The sequence below is a fragment of the Corynebacterium guangdongense genome (genome assembly GCF_030408915.1).
Classification (GTDB): domain Bacteria; phylum Actinomycetota; class Actinomycetes; order Mycobacteriales; family Mycobacteriaceae; genus Corynebacterium; species Corynebacterium guangdongense.
In genome coordinates this window covers 717,839-738,483 of the sequence record NZ_CP047654.1, presented here as the reverse complement: position 1 = coordinate 738,483, position 20,645 = coordinate 717,839, and the positions used below count along the sequence as shown (strand labels likewise).

Sequence of the window (20,645 nt, the reverse complement as noted above, 5' to 3'; positions counted from 1 at the left end):
AAATGTCAGCCAGCGAGCACGCGGTCGCTATAGTCTTCCACCCTAAGGAAGTACGGACTCAACCCCAAGTCTGACCACAGAAAACCAGCGAGCTCACAAGGATTCACTATGTCTAACGCCCGAGACCCCGAATTTTCTCCCCAGGCTCTGAACCGGGCCATGCTGGAGGCGGTCGACTTCGTCCATTCCGAAGGATGGGACGCCCCGCCGACGCTCTTCGCCGTCGTCCCCACGCGTCTGCTGGTCGACGAGCTCGACGCCCTTGACGAGGACACCGCCGCCCCGCTGACCCTCATCGTCCAGGACAACCTCCCGGACAATCTGTCGGCGGGTTCCGAGGCCCTGGCCGACTACGTCTCCCGCATCGCCTGGCCCGAGGGCGTCGCCGGCGCCATCCTCGCCCAGGAGATCCGCTTCCGCGACGCCGGCGAGGGTCCCGACGCCGCGGCCCGCCCGGCGCGCCTGTTCTCGGGCGTGCTGCGTCCTGAGGGCGTCGACCTGACGCTGCTGCAGCTGCGCCCGACCGAGGAGGAGCTGGCGGCCGGCGGCGCCTTCGCCGAGGACCAGATCGAGCTGCGGGGCGGCCCGGACGTCGCTCCGGGCATCCTGGCGGCCCTGCGCTACGGCCTCGACCAGGATCCGGAGGAGCTGGTCTAGACTGACCCGGTATACACCCCCGCCGTATCAGGAGCCGCCATGTCGACGCCACGCCCCCACCGTCTTCTCCTCGCCGCCGGCGCGGCGTTGACGGCCCTGACGCTGACGGCCTGCTCCGGCCCCGGAGCCGAGGAAGAGACGGAGGCGCCGGTGCCGGCCACCCCGTCCGCGACGAGCACCCCGAGCACCACGAGCACGGGCGCACCTGGTACCGGCACGACGGCTTCCTCCGCCGCGACGAGCAGCGACGCCGCCGAGGAGAGCCCCCGCACCTCACGCAACGCCTCCTCCACGCCCAGCGAGGAGGTAAACGAGGAGGTCGCGGACGTCGCCGAGCGCTTTTCGACGCTGGCGCCGCGCAGCTTCTTCGCGGAGTTCGACTCCTGCAATGCGACCGGCCTCGAGGGATCCTTCGAGTGCTCGGGTCCGAAGGTCGGCCAGTTCCAGTTCTTCGACTCACAGTCCAAGGCCGCGTCGACGACCCAGCTGCTGACCGAGCTGCGCTCCTCCCGGGTGGTGGAGGACACCGGGCGCAAGGTCGTCGGCTGGTCGACGCTGGGCACCACCGCAGTGATCACGGTGGTGGACAATGAGCTCGGCCTGGTTGCGCAGCAGCTGGTCTCCTCGGACCTGGAGGACCCGGAGCAGCGGATCTACGAGCTCGGCCTCGCCGATCCGCCCGCCACGGCGAGCTCGACCGCCCCGGCGTCGAAGGACCGCGAGGCCTCCTTCAGCACCGCCGACGAGCGTCGGCAAGCGTAGTCAGCGCGGCTGGCAGGTCGTGACCTCGCCGCCGGCGGCGAACGTGTCCATCGCCGCGATCGCCTCATCCAGGTTGGCGACCGAGGCGACCACCATGTCGCCGTGGTCGCGGCTGACGGCCTCCGCGCAGTTCTCCGCCGGGGCGAGGAAGAGCTCCGCGCCCTGTGCCTCGGCGGCGTCGACCTTGTGCACGATGCCGCCGATCGGGCCGACCGCGCCGTCCGGGGTGATGGTGCCGGTGCCGGCCACGAATTTTCCGCCGTTGAGCGGCCCCGGGGAGAGTTTGTCGATCACCGCGAGGCTGAACATCATGCCCGCGCTCGGACCGCCGACGTCCTGGAGGTTGTAGTCGACCTCGACGCCGTCACCCGGCTGGCTGGTCATGAGGATGCCGACGGCCCCGACCCCGGGGTTCTGCTCCAGCTCACCGAGCGTCAGGTCAAGCTCCTGCTCCCGCCCGTCGCGCTCGACGGTGAAGGTGATCTCCTCCCCCGGCTTCTTCGCCTGGGCGCGCTCGGCCACCTCGGTCGGACGCTGCACCTCCACCCCGTCGACCGCGAGAATGGTGTCCTCCTCCGCGAAGACTCCCGTCGCGGCCGTTCCGTCGAGCACTCGGGCGACCACCACTTCGGTCGGGCGGTCGAGGTGGTTCATCGCGGCAATCGTCGCGGCGGACTCACTCTCGGTGAAGGCGGCCTCGTTGGACTGTTTGATCTGTTCCGGGTCCATGTCCGCCGGGAAGATGTGGTCGATCGGCACCATCGTGTCCTCGGTGAACAGCCAGCGGCCCAGCGCCTGCGCCATCGTCATGTTGGTGCGCACGCTGACGGTGGTCATGTCGAGGTTGCCCTCGGTCTCGTCCGTCCGGGCGCCGGTGATCTCGATGACCTGCTCGCCGTCGACCTCCCCAAGGGTGTTGAAGGTCGGGCCCGGTCCCTCGGCCGCGTACGGCACCGCCAGCGAAATGTCGGTGCCCGGGATGGTCGGGGTGCTGACAGCCAGGCCTAGCAGCACAACGGGGACGGCGCCGAGCGCCACGGTGCGCAGCCGGCCAGCGGCGGCGGGGCGAGGGGTATGGGAGCTGTCAGGAGTCACGCCCCCAGAGATTACCGGTGTTCGCTGTCAGCGTTGCAGCCGGGCATGGCCCGGGCCATGGTCGGCAGGTAAGTTTGTGGCCATGAGCAACGGATTCGGCTTTTCCTTCCCCAACGACAACGGTGACGGCGACGACGAGAACGACCGCAACCGCGACCAGTCCGGCCAGAACCCGTTCGGCGCTTTCGGCTTCGGTTCCGCTGGCGCGGGCGGTGGCCTCGGCGACATGCTTAACCAGTTCGGCCAGATGATCTCCGGCATGGGCAGTTCCATGAACTCCGCCGAGGGTGACAGCCCCGTCAACTTCGACGTCGCCGAGCGCATCGCGCGCCAGCAGATCGGCAGCACCCCGGCCGTCCGCACCAATGACACCCAGGCCGTCGAGGAATCCGTCCGTCTGGCGGAGCTGTGGCTCGACGGCGCTTCAGCGCTGCCCGCCTCCAACGGTCGGGTCGAGGCGTGGAACCCCGAGCACTGGGTGAACAAGACGATGCCGATGTGGAAGCGCCTCGTCTCCCCCGTCGCGGAACAGATGAACCGGGCGCAGCTGGAGTCCCTGCCGGAGGAGGCCCGCGAGATGCTCGGCCCGATGGCCGGCATGATGCAGCAGATGGCCAGCATGAACTTCGGCATGCAGGTCGGCAACGCCCTGGGCGATCTGGCGAAGCAGTCCCTGACCGGCTCCGACTTCGGCCTGCCCGTCGCGCCGGAGGGCACCATCGCCATCCTCCCGGCCAACTGCACCGGCGCCGCCGCGGAACTGGACATGCCGGGCCAGGAGGTGCTGGTCTACATCGCCGCCCGCGAGGCCGCCCGCCAGCGCCTGTTCAAGCACGTCCCCTGGCTGGTGGAGCGTCTGGTCTCCTCCGTCGAGGAGTACGCGCTGGGCCTGGTCATCGACACCTCCCACCTGGAGGAGGCCACCCGCGAGCTCAACCTCGAGTCCGGTGATCCGCAGGCCATCCAGGACGCGCTGCAGCGCCTGCAGGGCATGGACCTCTCCCCCCGGATTTCCTCGCGCAACGCCGCCGCCACCGCCCGCCTGGAGACGCTGCTGGCGCTGGTCGAGGGCTGGACGGAGTTCGTCGTCTCCGAGGCCCTTGGCGAGCGGATCCCTTCCACGGCCGCGCTCACCGAGGCCTGGCGCCGGCGCCGCGCCACCGGCGGTTCCGCGGAGAAGGCCTTCTCCCGCGTGGTCAACATCGAGTTCTCGACCCCCAAGGTCGCCGAGGCCGTCGAGCTGTGGCGCCGCGCCACCGTCGCCGTGGGCGTCGAGCGTCGCGACCAGGTCTGGGACCACCCCGATTTCCTGCCCACCGCCGAGCACCTGGACGCCCCGGCCGACTTCATCGACGGCCTGCTCGACGATGCCGACGACTCGACCTTCGACCAGGAGTTCGCCAAGCTCGAGGAGATGCTGCGCAACGAGGGCACGTCCGACGGCCAGAACGGTGGCGGGGACGGCAACGGTGAGAAGAAGGACCGCGGCGTGGACGACGGCTCCGAGGACGGCACCGAACTCTAGGCCCCGCTCAGTCCACCGACCCCGGCTCCCCGGCCGGGGTCGCGTCGTTTCCGAACCCTCCCCAGCGCTGGTACGCCTCCAGGTAGCCGGCGGCCCGCTCCACCTGCGGCGCTCGATCCGCCCAGGCGTGGAAGCGCGGACTGTGGTCGGGGACGAAGGTATGCACCAGCTCGTGCACGATCACCGAATCCAGGACGTATCCCGGCACGTGCTGCAGCCGGTCGCTGATGCGGATGTCACCCGTCGAGATCGTGCACGAGCCCCAACGCTTGTTCTGGTTGCTGACCCACCGGATTGAGCCCGGGGTCGCCCTCCCCTCCAGGACCTCCCGATTCAGGCGATGCGCCCGCTCCTGAAGGTCCGCGTCGGAGACGGACGCCGGACGGGTCTTCCTGCGCAGCCTGGTGACCACCGACGCCACCGCCTCCGACTCTTCCTTCGGGCTCAGGCCGGCGGGGACGCGGACGACGATCCGGTCCCCCTCCAGGCGCGCCTGGGTGGTGCGCTTGCGCCGGGCGGAGCGGATGATCTCTATCTTTTCGGTCTCGCCGGGAACCGAGGGGTCAGTCATGGCAGTCATAGTAGCCAAGGGCCCCGACACGGCCTCCCACGAGAAGAGACGAGCCATGACCGCCAGCATCGCCACCGACGCCTCCGCCACCCTCCGCCTCGCCCCCGGCATCCAGGTGTTCATCCGCGACGCCGGCGCCATCCAGTTCGGTCTCGACGCCACCCGAACCGGGGTCTTCGAGCTGCCCTCCCAGCCGGCCGTCGACGTCGACCGCGTCGCCGCTGTGCTCATGCGGCTGCTCACCCCCACCCCCGCCACCGAGACGCTCGTCTCCCTGCACGCGGTGGGCCTGGAGTTCACGGTCGCCGGCGACCTCATCGACGACCTGCTCGCCTTCCGCGTTCTTCAACGGGTCGCGGAGGCGCCCGTCTACCTGGTGGGCGATTCCGCCCTGGCCCGGGCCACCGCCGACATCCTGCGGGCCAGCGGGGCGACGGTGCGGCACCCGGTCATCGACGAATCCGAGGCCCACTTCATCGCCGCCGCCCACAGGTCCGCGCCGGTGCTGCTCGTCGACCGGCTGCCGGCCTCCCGGCGCCTGGCTCCCGTGCTCTCCCGGACGCGGACGGTGTGGCTGTCGGGGGCGGTGCTCGACTCCCACGGGATGGTCGGGCCCGTCCGGCTCAAGGGGGCCGGCCCCTGCCCGATGTGCGTCGATCTGCACCGGGCCGACGCCGACCCCGCCTGGGGGCCGGTGCTCGCCCAGCTCGACGGCCGGGCCCCGATCCCCGATCCGGCGGTCGTCGCCGCCACCGCCGCCTGCCTGGCGACGCTGACGGCCCAGCTCGCGGGCCTGCCCGCACCGCCCGGCGCGCGGCGGGCGGATCCGGTACCTGGCGCGGTCACCGAACTCGACGCCACCGGTGTGGTGCGCAGCTACCGGCTCGAGCCGCATCCCCGGTGTCCGGTGTGCTTCTACCTCGGCCCCCGCCCCTAACGGAACTGGTTGAGGATGGCGAGCAGGTCGTCGCCGTACTTCGCCTGCTTGGCCGGGCCGATGCCGGGCACGTTGAGCAGTTCCCGCTGATCGGCCGGCATGGCCTCGGCGAGGGCCATGAGCACGGCGTCGGTGAAGACGATGTAGGCGGGCACGTTCTCCACCCGTGAGGCCTCCGCCCGCCAGGCGCGCAGCGCCGCGAACACCTCCTCGTCGGCGTCGGAGGGGCAGGTCTCGTGGCGGCCGAGGATCTTCTCCGCCGGGGTGGCCAGCGGGTGCCCGCAGCGGGTGCACCGGGTCGCGCGGGTCCCTCGCTGGGCCGCGGCGACAGGCTCCGCCTCGGGGACGACGCCGTCGAGGAAGCGCGTGCGCTTGCGGCGGGCCTGGCCGCCCTCCTGGCGGGCGGCCGCCCACGAGACGTGGAGGTGCTCACGCGCGCGGGTCACAGCGACGTAAAAGAGGCGGCGCTCCTCCTCGATCGCGTGGTCGCCGGCCTTGATGGACTGGTTGTACGGGAGCATGCCGTCGTAGACGCCCACCACGAACACCGCGTCCCACTCCAGTCCCTTGGCGGCGTGGATGGTGGCCAGGGTGACGCCCTCCATCACCGGTGGCTGTTTGGCGTCGGCGCGTCGGCGCAGCGAGGCGAGCACGCCGCCCAGGTCGGTGCCCTGCTCGTGGGAGACGATCTCCTCGATGAGGTCGACCAGGGCCTGCAGCGACTGCCAGCGCTCCCGTGCCTGGGCTCCGTCCGGCTCCCGGTCGGTCAGGCCCAGCGGGGCGAAGGCCGCCCGGGCGATGGCCACGGGGTCGGCGGGCAGGTCGGCGCGGCGCGACGCACGCGTCAGCTCGCCGATGGCCTGGCGGATCTCGGCGCGCTGGAAGAAGCCCTCGCCGCCGCGGACCTGGTAGACGATGCCGGCCTCGGCCAGCTCCTGCTCGAAGACCTGGGACTGGGCGTTGATGCGGTAGAGCACGGCGATCTCGGAGGCGCGCACCCCCTGGTCCAGGAGCTCGCGGATCCGGGCGGCGACGGCGCGGGCCTCGGCGGGTTCGTCGTCGAAACCGCGGAATTCCGGCTCCGGCCCGTCCGGGCGCATGCCCTCGAGCTTGAGGCGGGTGCCGGCGATGCGCCCGGTGGCCTTGCCGATGACCTCGTTGGCCAACTCCGTGATCTGCGGGGTCGACCGGTAGTCGCGCTGCAGTTTGACGGTGACGGCGTTCTCGTAGGTGCGGGAGAAGTTCAGCAGGAACTGAGGGGTCGCGCCGTTGAAGGAGTAGATGGTCTGGTTCGCGTCGCCGACGACGGTGAGGTCGTCGCGCTGGCCGAGCCAGGCCTCGAGCACCCGTTGCTGCAGCGGGCTGACGTCCTGGTACTCGTCGACGACGAAGCTGCGGTACTGCTCGCGGAACTCCTCCGAGATGGCGGTGGAGTTCTCCAGCGCCCCGGCGACGTTGAGCAGCAGGTCGGAGAAGTCCAGCAGCATCCCGTCCGGGGTGGTCTTGAGGCTCTCGTAGCGCTGGTACACTTCGGCGACCTTGGCGGCGTCGACCGGCGGGGTGCGCTTGATGCGGGCGACCTGCGCCTCATAGCCGTCGGGGCTGACGAGGGAGGATTTCGCCCAGTCGATCTCGGCGAGCAGGTCGCGCACGGTTTCCTTGCCCGAATCCAGTCCGGACCCGCGTACGGCGCGGCCGACGAGAGAAAAGTGGTTGTCCACCATCCGCCACGGGAGGTCCCCGGCGTACTGCGGCCAGAAATAGCGCAGCTGGCGCATCGCGGCGGAGTGGAAGGTCAGCGCCTGCACCCCGCCGACCCCCATCGAGGCCAGGCGGTCACGCATCTCCCCGGCGGCGCGGCGGGTGAAGGTCACCGCCAGCACCCGCTGCGGCGCGACGAAACCTGACTCGATCAGATGCGCGATGCGGTAGGTGATGGTGCGGGTCTTGCCGGTGCCGGCGCCGGCCAGGATGCAGACGGGGCCGCGGGGCGCGGTGGCGGCCTGGAGCTGGTCCGGGTCAAGGTCGTTGAGATCGATCACGGGTTTAAGCGTTCCTCCACTCGGTGAGCATCTGGTGGGCGATGGAGCCGGGGCCGGGCAGGGACAACCGGTGGACGTCCTCCCGGGTGACCCAGCGGATGTCGGCGAGCTCCCCGTCGAGCTGGCCGACGGCGTCCTCGTCTTCGGTGACCGCGGTGAAGCCGATCATCAGTGAGCCGGTCACCGCCCAGGGCTGGCTGCCCCAGTAGGTGACGTCCTGGGCGCGGCGGCCGGTCTCCTCCATCACCTCGCGGACGAAGGCGGCCTCGAGGGTCTCCCCCGGATCGACGTAGCCGGCGATGAGGGAGTAGAAGCGTGCCCGCCGGTTGCGGGCCAGCAGGACCCGGTCGGTGCCGGCCAGGCGCACCAGCCCGATGACCGCCGGGTCGATGCGCGGGAAGAGTTGCCGGGTGGCGACCCCGCTGGCGACGACCCCGCGTTCGTCGAAGGTCAGGGGGCTGCCGTCCGCCGGGTCGTGGACGAAGAGGTCGCGGTGGCGCAGCAGCGCGATGAGCCGGGACACCGCCCGGTCCGAGCCGAAGATGCGCCCGTCGACGGCGCGCAGGCCCGCCGCGGCGGCCAGCTGATCCAGTTCATCTCGGCTGACCCGGGCACCGGCCAGATCTTGGCTGGTGTCCGGGGCGACGCTCACGGGCCGGCGTCCCTCCAGGACGGCGGTCAGCTGGTCCCGCGCGACGGAGGCGGGACGGCCGTCGGCGTCGACGAGCACGAAACCGTCGGGCGCGACCGGGAAATATCGGGTGGGGTTGGCCGGCACCGGGATCAGTCCCGCCCCTTCTCACCCGGGGTGCGCCGGATGTAGAGCAGCCGGTCGCCGGGCTCGACGGCCTCGGCCTCGGGGGAATCGATGCGGTAGAGCTCCCCGGACCGCACCAGGCCGAGGGCGATGTCCGCCAGGTGGCGGGGGTTGGCCCCGACCTCGTCTTCGCCGATGGCGCGCTCCGAGATGGAGAAGCCCTCGTCCGGGCTGAGCAGATCCTCCATCATCTCCACGACGGTCGGAGTGACCGTGGCCAGGCCGAGCAACCGTCCGGCCGTCTCCGAGGAGATGACCACCGAATCGGCGCCCGACTGCTCCAGCAGATGCTGGTTCTCGGATTCGCGCACGCTGGCGACGATCATCGCGCTGGGGGCGAGTTCGCGGACCGACAGCGTCTGCAGCACCGCGGTGTCGTCGCTGGAGGGCGCGATGACCACGGCGCGGGCCCGGGAAACGCCGGCGATCTTGAGCACGTCCGCCTTGGTTCCCGAGCCGTGGACGGTGACCAGCCCCTGCTGCTCCGCCCGCTTGAGGGCGGTGCGGTCGGGGTCGATGACGACGATCTGGGCGGGCGAGAGACCGTCGGCGAGCAGGGCGGTGACCGCCGAGCGGCCCTTGGTGCCGTAGCCGATGACGATGGTGTGGTTGCGCACGGTCTTCCTCCAGCGCTGGATTTGCAGGGACTTTCGGGAGTTCTCGGTCAGCACGCTCAGCGTCGTACCGACCAGGAGGATGACGAAGGCGAGGCGGGCCGGGGTGATCAGCAGAATGTTGATCAGCCGGGCCTGCTGGGTGACCGGGGTGATGTCACCGTAGCCGGTCGTCGAGACCGACACCGAGGCGTAATAAAGCGCGTCGAGGAAGGTCAGCTCCTCGGAGTAGCCCTCCTGGTCGAAGTAGGCGATCAGGGCGACGAACAGGACGATGACCGCGGCGTAGAAGAAGCGTCGGGCGATCAGCGCCCACGGGCTGGTCGCGCCGGCGTTCGGGATCCCGATGACGTCGACCAGCGCGTGGTCGGGCAGGTCGCTGAGTTCGATGTCCCCGCGGAAACGCTCACGGAACCTGGGCGCCATACGACCCCTCCTCTTCTGCGTCGGTGCTGCGATGTGGAACGCCGACAAGCATAGTGCCCGCCGCCGCCATCATCGGTCCCCGGCGCTCCTGCCCGTGGACACGTTCAGCAGAGCGGCCAGTTCCGCCCCGTCCGGAAGTGTCCTCGGCGCAAAGGTGTCCCCCTGCCGGACGTAGAAGAACGCGGCCGCGACGTCCTCGTCGACCCCGACGATGCGTCGCCAGGCCTCGCGGTACACGGCCAGCTGGATCTCGGCGGCGCGCAGCTGTGCGCCCTGGGGACGCTGGCCGGTCTTCCAGTCCACGACGATCCACCGGCCCTCCGGGGAGCGGAAGATCGCGTCCATCCGGCCCCGGACGATGGTGTCTCCGATGCGGACCTCGAAGGGCTGCTCGACGTGCACCGGGGTGCGCTCCGCCCACTCACTGGACTGGAACGCCTCCTTCAGCTCCTCCAGGTCCGCCGCGTCGACGACCTCCTCGTCCAGCCCGGGCAGCTGTTCCTCGTCCAGGAGCCCCCGCTGACCGAAGCTGTCCTCCAGCCACTGGTGGAAGGCGGTGCCGCGCTTGGCGTAGGTGTTCGGCTTGAAAGGGACCGGCCGGCGCTGCCGACGGGCGAACTGCACCGGATCGGACTTGATCATCACCAGATCGGTGGCCGTCAGCTCGGCGGGCAGTTCCACCTCAATCTCCGGGGCGGCCAGGGCGCGCTGCTCCTCGATGAGGGCGTCGACCTCACGTTCCCAGAAATCAAAGGTCTCGCCGGCGGTCTGGGCCGGCAGCCCGGTCATGGCCGCGCGCACCAGCTCGGCGCCGGCCTTCACCTCGGGCCGGAGTTCGAGCGCCGGGAACTGGGCGGACTCGACCTGCGCGGCGAGTGTGTCGACGCCCCCGGCGTCCGGGTCAGCGTCTTCCTCCTCTTCCCCGCCTTCCCACACGACGACGCTGGCCGGGGAGGTGTCCGCCAGCAGCTGCAGATACTCGTAGGGTTCCCCGCTGGCGGTGACCGTCAGGACCCGCTCGGTACGGGTGACGGCCACGTAGAAGAGGCGCGCGTTCTCCTCCGCGACGTTGGCCCTGTCCTTGGCGATGAAGGCCTTGCCGTTGTCCTCGAGTTCCTTGCGGTCGCCCGCGCCCTCGGTGTCGACGCCGGTGGCCTCGCTGGCGTCGGGGAGCTTGTCGACGTTGGTGAGAAAGGTCGACGCCTGCGCCTTGTAGGTGCCGGCGTCGGCGTGCAGGACGCTGACGACGTCCCATTCCAGGCCCTTGGCCTTGTGCCCGGTGAGGATCTGGACGCGGTCAGAGCGCACGACCACCTCGCCGGCCTCGAGGCCGTCCTCCATCTCGACGGCCAGGTCGAAGTAGTCCAGCAGCGCGGTGAGGCTGTCGCCGTGATAGGCGCCGACGGTGGCGAGGAACTGGTCGAGGTGCACCGCCCCGCCCGGCCCGTTGTGCGCGAGCACCTCGGTGCGGATCCCGAAGGTGGCGTCGATGTCAACGAAGAGGTCGGCCAGGGTCTTGCTCAAGGAGTAGCTGCGCAGGTGGCGAAGGCGGGCGGAGAGCAGTTCGAGGCGTTCGACGGCCTCCTCGCTGTAGCGGGAGCGCTCGCCGAGATCCGCGATGGCGTCGGTGAGACCGGCGACCTGGTCCGGCGGCGAGGCGGTCACCTCCGCCAGCTGTGCTTTGAGCCGCTCCACCGGATCCTCGGGGTAGCGGGGGCGCTCCTGCGTACCGGTGAGATTGCGGGCGCGGGCCTGCAGGGCCATGAGGTCCGCGAGTCCCAGGCCGACGATGGGGCCGGAGAGGATGCGCAACGCCGCCCGGTTGTCACCGGGGCGGATGAGCATCGTCGCCAGCGCCACCATGTCCGCCACCTCCGGGACCAGCAGGAGCCCGCCGAGTCCGACGATCTCGTAGGGGATGTCGCGCTCGGCCAGGGCCTGGGCGATCGGCTGCGAATGCCGGTTCTTGCGCACCAGGACCGCGCCCTTGAAGGCCCGCCCCTCGGCCTGGGCCTGCTGGAACTCAGCGGCCATGCGGTCGGCGACGAAGGCGATCTCGTCCTCTGCCTCGGCGAAGAGTCCGAGGGCCACCTCGCCGGGGCCGGCGCCCGCGCGGGGTTCGAGCTCGGCGACGGGACGCGGCCCGCCGCCGAAGACGCGCTCGGAGACGGCGTTGGCCAGCTGCAGGACGGTGCCCGGGTTGCGCCAGGAGGTGGTCAACTCCTTCTTCGGCGCGGGCGTCAGGGCGGTGGGGAAATCGTTGACGAACTCCTCGAGGTTCTCGACGGTGGCGCCGCGCCAGCCGTAGATCGCCTGCATCGGGTCGCCGACGGCGGTCACCGTCAGCGTCGGGTCCGGCTGGGGCTCCGGCGTCTCCGGGTAGTCCGGGGTGCCGAAGAGGCTCGAGAGCAGGACTCGCTGGGAGTGGGAGGTGTCCTGGTACTCGTCGAGCATGACGACGCGGAAGCGGCCGCGCTGCCCGGCGCGCACGTGGCCGTGGTCGCGGGCCAGGCGGGCGGCGACGGACATCTGCTCGTTGAAGGTGACCACGCCGAGGCGGCTGAGTTCCTTCTTGAGCTCCGCCACCAGGGGCAGGTAGTCGACGCGCTGGCGCTGGGTGTCCGCCCAGTTCTTCATCGCCGCGTTGGGTTCCTTGCCCTGGCGTCCCACCTTGGGCAGGTCGAAGATGGCGTCGGCCAGCGCCTCAGAGTCGGCGGCCACGTCGGCGACGTCGGCGAGTCCATTGTCCAGCTCGGTGACGAGTCTGAGCAGCTTCTCGGTGACGGTGCCGACCGTCTGCGTGGCGGAGAGCCGTCCGCGGTAGTCGGTGACGACCCGGTGGGCGATGGAGTAGAGCTCCGCCTGGGTGATGAGGCGGGCGTCCGGCTCGACTGGGACGAGCAGGCCGTACTCGCGGATGAGCTGACCGGCGTAGGAGTCGTAGGTCGAGACCGTCGGCGCCTGCGCCGTGAGCATCTCGGCGAGCTCGCCGCTCGGGTCGAGGTCGCGGACCTTGGGGCTGCCCGCCAGGGTGCGGAATTGGCGGCGGATGCGCTGCCCCAGCTCCTGGGCGGCCTTCCGGGTGAACGTCAGGCCGAGGATCTGGTCCGGGGTGGCGTAGCCGTTGGCGACGAGCCACACCACCCGCGAGGCCATGGTCTCCGTCTTTCCCGCGCCGGCGCCGGCGACGACGAGCATCGGCCCCGGCTCGGCCGAGGTCACGGCGGCCTGCTGCTCGGTCGGCAGCCGGTCGGCGCCGTGGAGGACCTGGGAGAGCAGAACGGCGGAGATGGCGTGTGGCTTAGGCATTGAACAACGTCTTCCCTTCGGGCTGGAGCGGGCAGATGGCGCGCACGGGGCAGTTGGTGCAGGTGTCGTTGACCCGGGCGGTCAGAGTCGGGCCGCGCAGTTCCTCGGCCAGCTCCGGCAGCCGGGCGGCCAGCTCCTCATGCTCCTGCGGGGAACGGGTGACCTGCTCACGGGTGGGCACCGCCTTGTTGGTGTTGGCCGGGTACACCAGGCTGGCCAGGGCGACGTCGATGAGCTCGTCGCCCGGATCCGGGTCGACGACCGCCCCGTCGCGGTAGGTGCCGCGGCTCAGCGCCAGCTGGTAGGCCGCCAGCTGCGGGTGCTGGCTCGCCTGCTCCTTGGACACCGGGGTCTTGCCGGTCTTGAGGTCGATGATGTAGACCCCGCCCTCGGCGTCCTCCTCCAGGCGGTCGATGCGCCCGCGGATGCCGACGGCGTCGGTGACCTGGACGTTGACCGGAACCTCCACGCCGATGAGCCGCTTGACCTGCTCCGACCCGGCCAGCCATTCCTCGATGCGGACGAGGATCCGCTCGAACTCCTCTTTCGCACGGCCGGTCCGCCACTCGGGTTCATCAAGGATGTCGGCGTAGGCCGCCATCGTCAGCCGGCGCGAGAGCTCCGGGTCCACCCCCCGGCCGAGCGCCTCGAAGTGCGCGTGGGCGAGGGTGCCCCGGGACATGGCGATCGGGGTCTCGGCTTCTTCGTCGAGGCGCGCCAGGACCTCCCGCAGCGAGCACTTCATCAACCCCTCGATGCGGGAAGGCGACAGAGCTCTCACCTCGGGCAGCCGCTCGCTGGTCGAGGGCTCCGTGGTCGACCACCACTCCTCCGGATCCGCCCCGGCGACCCCCTCCGCCGCCAGGCGCGCCAGCTGGCGGGCGGCCTGGACGCGCTCGGCCTCGGCGGCCGCCGGGCTGGTCACGCTGCGGCGCAGCTCCGCGATCAGCGAGGAGGGGGTGAGGATACGGACGGAGAACTCCTCGTAGTCGGTGTCCCCGGCGTCCTTCGGGGCATGGTCGGCGATCTCCAGCTCGTGCGCGTCGGCGAACTCCCTCACGAAGCGGGATGCCTCGACCGGCTCGTTGCCGCCGAGGTTGTTGATGGCGGTGACCAACAGCCGGTCGGTCGCCCGGGTGACGGCGACGTGGAAGAGGCGCCGCTCCTCGGCGAGGCGGCCCGGCGTGTGGGAGACCGGGGTGTCCGGGGCGATGCCCTCGTCGAGCAGGTCGATGAGATCCTCCTGCGCGAAGAGCGAGCCGGTCTCGCCCAGGCTGGGCCACACCCCCTCCTCCACGCCGGTGACGATGACGCAGGCGTACTCCTGCCCCACGGCGCCGTGGGCCGTCAGCAGGGACACCGCCTCCGGCACCGCCGATCGGCGGTCCCGCACGCCCGTCGGCAGCTCCTGGTCCTCAATGTGACGGACGAAGGACGCGATGGTGGCGGTGGGGTTGCGCTCGGCGTAGTCGCCCGCGGCGTCGAAGAGCGACATCATCGCGTCCAGATCGCGGTCGGCCTGGGAACCCGTCGCACCGCCGCGCAGGGCGGCGGCCATGAGCCGGTCAGACAGGTCGGTGGCCTCCCACAGGGCCCAGAGAATTTCCTCCACGCTACCCCCGCCCTTGAGGGCGGCGCGGCCGGCGTCGAGCACTTCCCGCAGGCGATGCAGGATGGAAAGTTCCCGGTCGGTGAGGAAGCCCTCGAAGTCGGGCAACGGCACGTCCGGAGCCAGCAGGTCGGAGAGGGTCTCCATGCCCCGCAGCCCCGGATTGTGGCGGCGCAGTCCACGCAGCAGGCGTCGCAGCGTCACCGGGTCGGCGCCACCGACCGGTCCGAGGATGAGCGACTCCAGCTCACTGTGGCTGACCCGCTCCGTCAGGGCTCGGACCCCCAGCAACAGGGCGGAGACGATGTGCTGTTCGGCGAGGACCACGTCCGTCGGGTCCACGTGCACAGGGACGCCGGCGGCCAGCAGCGCCCGGCGCACGGGCCCGAGCTGGCCGGCGGAGCGCACGATCACGGCGACGTCCGACCACGGGATCCCCTCCTCGAGATGGGCCCGGCGGACCGCGTCGGCGATGAGGTCACGCTGCGTGGAATCGGAGTCGACGACGACGGCGCGGCGGCGCGGGTTCCGCCGGGACTGCCCCAGGTCGACGTCGTTGCCCTCGTCCGGCTCAAAATCCTCCAGGAAGGCCGTGCTCGCACCGCGGAAGCGGAACACCGACTGCATCGGGTCGCCGCCGACGACGGTGAGGTCCCCGGGGCCGGCGCCCATGATGCGGGTGATCAGCTCACCGGACTTGGGATCCAGGTGCTGGGCGTCGTCCACGACGACGGTGTGCCAGTGGTGCCGTTCGGGGGCGTCCGTGTCCAGCACCGCCGCAACCAGCTCGGACGCCGAGTACTGGCGAGAATCCGCCAGCGAGAGGATCTGGTCGTACTCCGTCTGGAAGCGCCCGGCGGCCTCCCACAACGGGCGCCGGTGCGCCCTGCCCAACTCCGTCAGACGGGGGCCGGTCAGCCCACGCTCGGCCGAACGCAGCAGCAGGTCGCGCAGCTGACGGGCGAAGCCCACGTAGGTCAGCGCCGGGCGCATGTCCTCCGGCCAGTCGCCCCGGCCGTCCTCCGCGTGGCCGGCCAGCAGCTCCTGGATCACCGAGTCCTGGTCGGCGCCGGTGATCATGCGGATGGGCTCGTCGTGGGCCGTACGCAGCAGGGCGAAGGCGAGTGAGTGGACCGAGCGCACCAGCGGGGCCTTGGCCACGTAGGCGCGTTCCTCCGAGGTCAGCCCGTCGACCAGCGCACGGCGCAGGCGCGCCCCCGCCTCCTTGGAGGTGGCGACGACGAGAATGCCGTCCGGGTCGGCCCCGGACCGGATCTTCGCCAGGACCGTGTCCACCAGAAAACCGGACACGCCCGAACCGGCGGCACCGGTGACCCGCCACCGGCCGGAGCCGGGCAGCGGCCCCGGCCACTCGCGTACCACACTGCGGGAGGTGCGTTCGACGAGTCTGACGCCGGGATTCGGGGGCAGGACGGGTCGGGTTCTTCGCTGGTCAGCATCGGCCGGGTGGATCATGCCCCCATTGTGGCAGACAGCCGCGACACGACCAGTTCCTCGACGACCGCGATCCTCGAACGCGAGATCGACGTCGCCTCGGGGTGTAGGTCGGTGAGCACGCGTCGGAAAGCGACAGCCCGGGCGGCCAGCCCCAGCAGGTCCGGCAGATAGGCGAAACGCTCGAGGATGGGGGCGCCGACGGCCTGGTAGATCAGTCCGTCGACGATGGTGAGGGCGGCGGTGTAGGCGTGCGGGCGGGGCGCCGCGGTGGGCACCAGGTCGGTGACCATGGGCGCGGCGGCGCCCCGGAAGATGGTGGTCCCGAGCATGTCGATGTGGCCGACCTGGAGCGGGCCAGGGGTCTCGAGCGGGCCGTGGCGGTCCTCGCATTCGGACCAGGCCTCGCGTTCCGCCCGCTGGTAGAGCGCGGACAGAGTGCCCGGGTCCGCCTCGATGTCGGGCATGGGCAGGTCGGCGAGGGCGTCGGCGAGCCGGAGTGCCGCGGCGGTGGTCTCGTCGACGCGTCGGGCCAGCTCGCCGGCGTCATGGACGTTGACCGCCCAGCCACCGACGTTGGAGCGCCCGTCGGTGGAGCGCAGCGGCCGGGCGAAGCGGACGCCGTCCACGGTGACGGACTCTCTGGTGGTGACCGAGAAATGTGTGTGGTCGCCGGCGGGCACCAGCGCGTACTGCCCGACGCGGACCCCATGGCCCCAGGCGAGGCTGAGGTTGCCGGTGACCGGGCTGGCGGCGGCATCGATCTGGAAGGCCGTCAGCACATGCCCGGGAATGCGGTTGAGCGGTGAGGTCATGATGGAATCACCGGCCCATGTCGTCGGGGTGGCGGGCGGGGGCGCCCGGGTTGTTGTCGTCCTCCGGCGAGGTGCCCGGCACCGGGTAGGGCCACGCGTTGTACCGGCAGGTCGCGTCGTTGTCCGGGTAGATCTCCGTCGGCGCGTGGGAGTTGAGCTCGCCGTTGTTGAGGCTGAGGGTCTGCTGCATCATGATCGGCGCCAGCGCCCCGTTCTCCCCGCAGGCGACGTGATCCTGATAACCGAGCGCGTGGCCGACCTCGTGGTTGACGAGGTACTGGCGGTAGGAGCCGAGGTCGCCCTCGAAGGGGACCGCGCCCCGGACCCAGCGTGACTCGTTGATCACGACCAGCGACTCGCCAGTGATGGTCGTTCGGCAGCTGGTCTCCATCTCGAGGTCGTTGCCGCACAGCTCATGGGTGGTGCCGACGCTGGTCAACCGGATCCGCAGGTTCGGATCCTGATCCGGGGCGACGTGCTCGAAACGGAAGCGGGGATCGTTTGTCCAGCCGCGGGGATCGGCGAGCGTGGCGTCGACCATCCGGGCGAAGCCGTCACCGCCCCCGTAGCGGGACGTGTCGACGCCGTCCTCGACCTCGAGGACGTAGCGGACCACGGTCTCCGTTCCCTCCCCCGCCACCATGCCGGGCACGCCGACGGTGTGGAAGGTTCGGGCGCCCTGCCCGGTGAAGGCCCCGCCGGCCGGTAGCTCGGTGGGCGGGACGGCGACGCCGCCGTGGGTGGCGGGATCCGGACCCGGGCCCCGGGTGGCGGTGGGCTCCTCGACCGTTCTCCCGGACCCGGTGCCGGCCGCCGTCACGGTCGTGTCGGGGGCACCGGCGGCGGTGTCCTCCGCTGCGGGGAAGAACATCACGTCGGCGAGCAGCCAGATGGTGATCACGGTCAGCACCGGGATCGCATAAGCACGCCACCCCCACTCCCGGGCGAAGCGGACCAGCGCAGACTCCTGGGCGGGAGGCTGATCTGGCTGCTCCCCGTCCCGGGGTCCGGAATCGTGTGCCCCAGCTGGGCGCGGATCGCCGGTGGATGACGTGCTCGACATAGTTGGTTAGGTTACCTGCCCGGGACGGAAAGTCACGGCCGGAGCCGGGGCGGGCGAACCAGGGCGGCTACATGCCCGCGAAGCCCACCGAACGCTGCTCGGGGCTGCCGACCTCGACGTAGGCGATCTCCTCGGCGTTGACGAGGTAGGTGCGGCCCTTCGCGTCATCGAACTCGAGGATGCCGGAGCTGGTGGTGACAGCCTCACGGATACGGGCGACGAGGTCCTCGCGACCCTCGGAGGTGCCGATGACGAGTTCGCGGGGGGACTCGGTGAAACCGATCTTGATGTCCATTGTGTGGTCCTTACTTCTTACATCTGTTTGGAGGTCTTTCCCATCATAGGGATGATGCGGATAGGATGAACACGTGTCTGCTCCGAGTTCTCTACCGGCGAACACCCGGCCGTCCACCAGTTCTGCGACCCGCGGCGTCAATCGCGTGACCAACCAGTCGCCCCCTACCTTCGCCGACCTCGGTGTCGCCGCGGAGATTGTCGACGCCCTCACCGAGCTGGGCATCACCCACACCTTCGCCATCCAGGAGCTGACGCTCCCGTTGGCGCTGGACGGCACCGACCTCATCGGCCAGGCCCGGACCGGCATGGGCAAGACCTACGGGTTCGGCGTCCCGTTGCTGGACCGCGTCTTCGACGACGCCGCCGTCCCCGAGCTGGACGGCACCCCGCGCGCCCTCGTCGTGGTGCCCACGCGTGAGCTCGCCGTCCAGGTCGGCGACGACCTCGCCGCGGCCGCCCGCAACACCCCCATCACCGTGACCACCATCTACGGCGGCCGCCCCTACGAGGAGCAGATCCACGCCCTCGAGTCGGGCGTCGACGTGGTGGTCGGGACGCCGGGCCGACTGCTCGACCTCCACAACCGGGGCAGCCTGCTGTTGGACAAGGTGGCGGTGCTCGTCCTCGACGAGGCCGACGAAATGCTCGACCTCGGGTTCCTCCCCGACATTGAGGCGCTGATCCGGGCCCTGACCGCCCCGCACCAGACGATGCTCTTCTCGGCGACCATGCCCGGCCCCATCCTCACCCTTGCCCGTAGTTTCATGGACCGTCCGGTGCACATCCGCGCCGAGGACCCGGGTGAGAACGCGACCCACGAGAGCACCGACCAGGTCATCTTCCAGTCCCACCGGATGGACAAGAAAGCCGTGGTCACCCGGATCCTCCAGGCGCGGGACCGGGGCCGGACGATCATCTTCACCCGCACCAAACGCACCGCCGCGGAGCTGGCCGAGGATCTGGGCCAGCTCGGCTTCCCGGTCGGTGCCGTCCACGGCGACATGCGTCAGCCGGAGCGCCAGCGCTCGCTCGACGCTTTTCGACGCGGCGAGATCGAGATTCTCGTCGCCACCGACGTCGCCGCCCGCGGCATCGACGTCGACGACGTCACGCACGTGATCAACTACCAGACTCCCGACGACCCGATGTCCTACGTGCACCGCATCGGCCGCACGGGCCGCGCCGGGCATTCCGGCACCGCGGTGACCCTGGTCGGCTACGACGAAGTGATGAAGTGGCGCCTGATCAACGACGAACTCGGTCTCGACCTGCCCGAACCGCCGCAATGGTTCTCCTCCTCGCCCGAACTGAATGAGGCGCTCGACATCCCGGAGTCCGCGACGGACAGCGTCGGCCCAGCCCGGAAGGTGCTCGGGGGAAGGAGCCGCCCCAGATGAGTCGGCCCGAGCAAGCCACCGATGCCGGACCGTTGCGGCGCGAGCGGAGCGACCTGATCGCGACCGCCGCGATCGCCGGGGTCGTCGCCCTCCTCGTGGCCGTCGCGTGGTTCAGCGCCCCCGTCCGCTCCGTCGAACTTCACCGGGCGGAGGCGGAGTTCGTCGAATCCGGCCTGCCCCTCGCCCCGCCGAACAATCTCACGGAGATCTTCTCCCTGCCCGACGCCGCGCTGCCGGGCGTGACGGCGCCGGTCGTCAGCGGCGGACTGCTCATCGCCAGTTCCGGCGACACCGTCACCGCCCACTCCCCCGCGGGCGAGGCGGTCTGGTCCTACACGCGTGGCGACGCCCCGCTGTGCTCGCTCGGGGCGGCCTGGGACAAGGTGGTCGCCACCTATCGGTCCAACGTCGGCTGCGGTGACGTCGTCGCCCTCGACGCCTCGACGGGCGAGTACGCCGGCACCCGCAGCGCCAACGCCCCCGCGGATCCGGTGGCGATCAGCTCTAACGATCGCGTCGGCACCGTGGGCGCGCAGCGCCTGGAGCTGTGGCGCTCGGACATGGTGCGCACCGTCGAATACGGGGCGGTGGAGGCCAAACAGGAGCCGGATCTGCAGCCGCACGAGGAGTGTCGCATTACCTCAGCGCTGACGCGGACCGAGCTGGTGGCCGTCACCGAGGTGTGCCCGGAGGAGCCCTCGGTGACCTGGCTGCGTTTCCAGAAGGCGACCCCGGAGGATTCGCGGGCGCCGGAGATCACCGGCCAGGTGAGCATCCCGGATCCGGACGCCCGGCTGGTGGCCATCGCCCAGGAGGCCGCGGCGGTGTACGTGCCGGGCCCGGCGCCGACGATGCTGTCCTTCACCGAGGACGGCACCGAGACCTCCCGGCGGCCGGTGGCGGCGGCGAGCGCCCGGCCCCTGGGGGAGGACGTCCACGCCGCGGCCGTCGCCGACCTGCCGCACCACATGACGTGGTTCGACGGCGAGCGGCTCTACTTGTTCGCCCCGACCCTGCTGGGCGTGCAGCACATCTTCGAGGACGCCATCGGCACGGGCGTGGCCGTCGGCGAGCGCCTGCTCTACCCCACCGAGGCAGGCGTGGCCGTCGCCGACTGGGAGTCCGGCGCAGTCGAGCGGGTCATCCCGGTGGACCGCGGCGCATACGCCGGGCCGGTCTCGCTGAGCGCGCTCGGGACGACCGTCGTCGAGAAGCGGACGGACGCGCTCGTCGGGCTGGCCGTGTCCTAGCGCC

16 protein-coding genes are annotated in these 20,645 nt (G+C 70.9%); 6 read left to right on the top strand and 10 right to left on the bottom strand.

Going from position 1 to position 20,645, the window contains the following annotated elements:
* The first annotated feature begins 108 nt into the window (after window positions 1–108).
* On the top strand, window positions 109–657 hold the full coding sequence (locus CGUA_RS03570; protein ID WP_290197730.1) for a PPA1309 family protein: 549 nt from the start codon (window positions 109–111) through the stop codon (window positions 655–657).
* Window positions 658–696: 39 nt separating this feature from the next.
* Window positions 697–1,419, top strand: a complete 723-nt coding sequence (locus tag CGUA_RS03565) for a hypothetical protein (RefSeq protein WP_290197729.1) — start codon at window positions 697–699, stop codon at window positions 1,417–1,419.
* On the opposite strand, the gene CGUA_RS03560 is transcribed toward CGUA_RS03565, so the two are convergent.
* Window positions 1,420–2,514, bottom strand: a complete 1,095-nt coding sequence (locus CGUA_RS03560) for a YlbL family protein (RefSeq protein WP_290197728.1) — start codon at window positions 2,512–2,514, stop codon at window positions 1,420–1,422.
* Window positions 2,515–2,596: 82 nt separating this feature from the next.
* Here CGUA_RS03560 and CGUA_RS03555 point away from each other — a divergent pair, with 82 nt between their 5' ends.
* A complete protein-coding gene (locus CGUA_RS03555; RefSeq protein WP_290197727.1) occupies window positions 2,597–4,039 on the top strand; it encodes a zinc-dependent metalloprotease in 1,443 nt (480 codons plus the stop codon).
* A 7-nt stretch (window positions 4,040–4,046) separates the two neighbouring features.
* Here the strand turns inward: CGUA_RS03555 and CGUA_RS03550 are convergent, their stop codons facing one another.
* A complete protein-coding gene (locus CGUA_RS03550; RefSeq protein ID WP_290197726.1) occupies window positions 4,047–4,610 on the bottom strand; it encodes a SprT-like domain-containing protein in 564 nt (187 codons plus the stop codon).
* Between CGUA_RS03550 and CGUA_RS03545 the strand changes: the two genes are divergently transcribed.
* Complete coding sequence (locus CGUA_RS03545; protein WP_290197725.1) at window positions 4,609–5,547, top strand: TOMM precursor leader peptide-binding protein; 939 nt, start codon at window positions 4,609–4,611, stop codon at window positions 5,545–5,547. The two genes, CGUA_RS03550 and CGUA_RS03545, sit on opposite strands and share 2 nt — an antisense overlap.
* Here the strand turns inward: CGUA_RS03545 and CGUA_RS03540 are convergent.
* The 8 genes from CGUA_RS03540 to CGUA_RS03505 form a co-directional block, all read right to left on the bottom strand.
* Window positions 5,544–7,589: an ATP-dependent helicase gene (locus tag CGUA_RS03540; RefSeq protein ID WP_290197724.1), complete on the bottom strand. Its 2,046-nt coding sequence runs from the start codon at window positions 7,587–7,589 to the stop codon at window positions 5,544–5,546. The genes CGUA_RS03545 and CGUA_RS03540 overlap by 4 nt on opposite strands.
* Before the next feature lie 4 nt (window positions 7,590–7,593).
* Entirely contained in the window at window positions 7,594–8,367 is a 774-nt protein-coding gene (locus tag CGUA_RS03535) for an NAD(+) diphosphatase (RefSeq protein ID WP_290197723.1), read from the bottom strand.
* 5 nt (window positions 8,368–8,372) lie between these two features.
* Window positions 8,373–9,446, bottom strand: coding sequence for a potassium channel family protein (locus CGUA_RS03530; protein WP_290197722.1), 1,074 nt, complete (start codon window positions 9,444–9,446; stop codon window positions 8,373–8,375).
* A gap of 69 nt (window positions 9,447–9,515) precedes the next feature.
* Entirely contained in the window at window positions 9,516–12,755 is a 3,240-nt protein-coding gene (locus tag CGUA_RS03525; protein ID WP_290197721.1) for an ATP-dependent helicase, read from the bottom strand.
* On the bottom strand, window positions 12,748–15,840 hold the full coding sequence (locus CGUA_RS03520; protein ID WP_290197720.1) for an ATP-dependent helicase: 3,093 nt from the start codon (window positions 15,838–15,840) through the stop codon (window positions 12,748–12,750). The genes CGUA_RS03525 and CGUA_RS03520 overlap by 8 nt, the downstream gene beginning before the upstream one ends.
* Window positions 15,837–16,634: a hypothetical protein gene (locus CGUA_RS03515; protein ID WP_290197719.1), complete on the bottom strand. Its 798-nt coding sequence runs from the start codon at window positions 16,632–16,634 to the stop codon at window positions 15,837–15,839. Before CGUA_RS03515 ends, CGUA_RS03520 begins: the two co-directional genes overlap by 4 nt.
* A gap of 7 nt (window positions 16,635–16,641) precedes the next feature.
* On the bottom strand, window positions 16,642–17,592 hold the full coding sequence (locus CGUA_RS03510) for a DUF3152 domain-containing protein (protein ID WP_290198304.1): 951 nt from the start codon (window positions 17,590–17,592) through the stop codon (window positions 16,642–16,644).
* 172 nt (window positions 17,593–17,764) lie between these two features.
* Window positions 17,765–17,992 carry a DUF3107 domain-containing protein gene (locus tag CGUA_RS03505; protein ID WP_290197718.1) on the bottom strand — a complete coding sequence of 76 codons (228 nt, stop codon included), beginning with the start codon at window positions 17,990–17,992 and terminating at the stop codon, window positions 17,765–17,767.
* 145 nt (window positions 17,993–18,137) lie between these two features.
* Between CGUA_RS03505 and CGUA_RS03500 the strand changes: the two genes are divergently transcribed.
* Both CGUA_RS03500 and CGUA_RS03495 read left to right on the top strand, forming a co-directional pair.
* Window positions 18,138–19,391, top strand: coding sequence for a DEAD/DEAH box helicase (locus CGUA_RS03500; protein WP_290197717.1), 1,254 nt, complete (start codon window positions 18,138–18,140; stop codon window positions 19,389–19,391).
* Window positions 19,388–20,641 carry an Rv3212 family protein gene (locus CGUA_RS03495; RefSeq protein WP_290197716.1) on the top strand — a complete coding sequence of 418 codons (1,254 nt, stop codon included), beginning with the start codon at window positions 19,388–19,390 and terminating at the stop codon, window positions 20,639–20,641. The genes CGUA_RS03500 and CGUA_RS03495 overlap by 4 nt, the downstream gene beginning before the upstream one ends.
* The last annotated feature ends 4 nt before the right edge of the window (window positions 20,642–20,645 follow it).